Origin of the sequence: Enterococcus sp. 12F9_DIV0723 (assembly GCF_002174375.1) — a bacterium.
In the GTDB taxonomy this organism is placed as follows: domain Bacteria; phylum Bacillota; class Bacilli; order Lactobacillales; family Enterococcaceae; genus Enterococcus_A; species Enterococcus_A gilvus.
On the sequence record NZ_NIBK01000001.1, the window covers coordinates 1312412 to 1315426 of the forward strand.

The 3015-nt window shown below is 38.4% G+C and carries 2 protein-coding genes; both read left to right on the forward strand.

All coding sequences use genetic code 11. From position 1 onward, the window contains the following. Positions 1-155: 155 nt before the first annotated feature. Positions 156-2447, forward strand: coding sequence for a formate C-acetyltransferase (gene pflB, locus A5868_RS06370; RefSeq protein WP_086304286.1), 2292 nt, complete (start codon positions 156-158; stop codon positions 2445-2447). Positions 2448-2580: 133 nt separating this feature from the next. Beyond that, on the forward strand, positions 2581-3015 hold a 435-nt coding region (locus A5868_RS06375; RefSeq protein ID WP_140404343.1), incomplete at its 3' end, for a 4Fe-4S cluster-binding domain-containing protein.

Consider the following 3015-nt stretch of genomic DNA (forward strand, 5'->3'; position numbering starts at 1 on the left):
GCTTTTGTACCAATGCTTGTAGGCTTTTTCAGAATAGAAATTATTTTCTAATTAATCTTTCACAAGGAAAGGCTTGCATAAAAGAATTTATGTGTTATACTTTGTTCGTAAAGCTGTAGCAATGAAGTTTTTATATTCTAAGGAGGTCCTTTTGAATGGGAACTGCAACAAATGAACTAGAAAAGATGAAGAACACTGAGAAGTCTGCATGGGAAGGCTTTAAGGGGCATCTGTGGAAGAGTGAAATCAATACTCGTGATTTTATTCAAGCAAACTACACACCTTATGAAGGCGCTGCCGATTTCTTAGCAGATCCAACAGAATCAACAAACGAATTATGGGGCAAGCTACAAGAACTTCAAAAACAAGAACGTGAAAACGGCGGCGTATTGGATATGGAAGCAGATATTGTCTCTGCAGCCAATGCTTATGGTGCTGGATATATCGATGAAAGTATGAAAGAGAAAGAAACAATCGTCGGTATTCAAACAGACAAACCATTAAAACGTGCATTTATGCCTTATGGTGGTATTCGTATGGCAGAAGAATCGCTTGAAAGATACGGTTACACTCCAAATCCTAAATACACTGAAATCTTTAATGATTATCACAAAACGCACAATCAAGCAGTTTTCGATGTATATACGCCTGAGATTCGTGCGGCTCGTCGTGCGAAAATTATTACGGGACTTCCTGATACTTACGGACGTGGTCGAATTGTTGGAGATTACCGTCGTGTAGCTCTATACGGAATTGATTATTTAATGGAACAAAAATTAAAAGATCATGCAAATTCTGGACACGGTCAGTTTACAGAAGAAGACATTCGTTTGCGTGAAGAAATCAGCGATCAATACAAAGCATTGAAACGTATCAAAGAAATGGCAGAAGCCTATGGGTTTGATATTTCTCGTCCAGCTGAAAATGCGACTGAAGCTGTACAATGGACATATTTTGGCTACTTAGCTGCTATTAAAGAACAAAATGGAGCTGCAATGTCAATCGGACGTGTGTCTACTTTCTTGGATATTTATATCCAACGCGATATTGAAAATGGAACAATGACTGAAGAACAAGCGCAAGAATTAATTGATCATTTAGTAATGAAATTACGTATGGTTAAATTTGCTCGGATTCCTTCATACAATGAATTGTTCTCTGGTGACCCAGTTTGGGCAACACTTTCAATCGCAGGTATGGGTATGGACGGACGTACTTTAGTTACTAAGAATGATTTCCGTTTCCTACACACGTTGGAAAACATGGGACCATCCCCAGAACCGAACTTGACTGTATTATATTCTTCTCGTTTACCTGAAGGATTTAAGGATTACGCAGCGAAGATCTCGATCGATACTTCTTCGATTCAATACGAAAATGACGATGTTATGCGCCCAGTGTGGTTAGACGACTATGCGATCTGCTGCTGTGTGTCTGCTACACAGACAGGGAAAGAAATGCAATTCTTTGGTGCTCGTGCCAACTTAGCAAAAGCATTGTTGTATGCGATCAACGGTGGGGTCGATGAAAAATCTAAAACGCAAGTCGGTCCTGATCTGCGTCCAATTGAATCAGATGAAGCATTGGACTTCGATGACGTGATGGCTAAATATGATGATATGTTAGAATGGTTAGCTGGAATGTATGTGAATACTTTAAATGCGATTCACTATATGCATGATAAATATTATTATGAAGCGGCTGAACTAGCATTAATGGATACGAACTTGAAACGTACTTTTGCAACAGGAATTGCTGGATTCTCTCATGTTGTTGACTCATTGGCTGCAATTAAGTATGCGAAAGTATTCCCAGTTCGTGATGAAGATGGTATCGTTACTGACTTTAAGATAGATGGTGATTTCCCTAAATACGGAAATGACGACATGCGTGCAGATGATTTAGCCGTTTGGCTATTGAAGACATTCATGGAGAAATTAGAACACTATCATACTTACCGTAATTCAGAACCAACAACATCAATTTTAACGATTACTTCAAATGTTGTTTACGGAAAAGCAACTGGAGCAATGCCTGATGGACGTAAAGCAGGCGAACCACTAGCTCCTGGAGCAAATCCTTCTTACGGTGCTGAGCAAAACGGACTATTAGCATCTCTTAACTCGTTAACAAAATTACCTTATGAATACGCGTTAGATGGTATTTCAAATACACAAAGTATTAATCCAGATGCTTTAGGTCACGATGAAGATGAACGTATTGAAAACTTGACAAACGTTTTAGACGGCTACTTTGATCAAGGGGCTCATCATTTAAACGTGAACGTTTTTGGAAAAGAAAAATTAGTCGATGCAATGGAACATCCAGAAAAAGAAGAATATGCTAACTTCACAATTCGAGTTTCTGGCTACGCTGTTAAATTTATTGATTTAACACGTGAACAACAAGAAGATGTAATCAGTCGTACATTCCACGCAAAAATGTAATTACTGATTCAATAAATGAAGTGGTTCGTAAGGGCGGATGGACGGAGGTCTATTCGCCTTACTTACTATCATGGTTTTATAAGGAACGATTAAAAATTTCGGAAGAAGTTTTATATATAAGGGAGGACTGTTTATGTCTACTGTGGCTGAACAACCTATTGTCGGAAATGTCCATTCAATCGAGAGTTTCGGATCTGTAGATGGTCCAGGGGTGCGCTTTATTGTATTTATGCAAGGTTGCCGCATGCGCTGTCAATTTTGTCATAATCCAGATACTTGGAAGATCAATGATCCGAAGGCAAAAAAGAGAACCGCTGACGATATTTTAAAGGAAGCGTTGAATTATCAAAGCTACTGGGGGAAAAAGGGTGGAATAACTGTAAGTGGTGGAGAACCTTTGCTGCAAATTGATTTTCTAATTGATTTATTTAAAAAAGCGAAAGAAATGGGAATCAACACGACTTTAGACAGTTGTGGCAAGCCGTTTACCTTTGAAGAGCCGTTCTTTTCCAAGTTTGAAGAATTAATGGAATACACTGATTTAATTTTATTCGATATTAAACAAATT

Coding starts and splice junctions, on each gene's coding strand:
- pflB (WP_086304286.1), top strand. CDS start 156: ATGGGAACTGCAACAAATGAACTAGAAAAGATGAAGAACACTGAGAAG.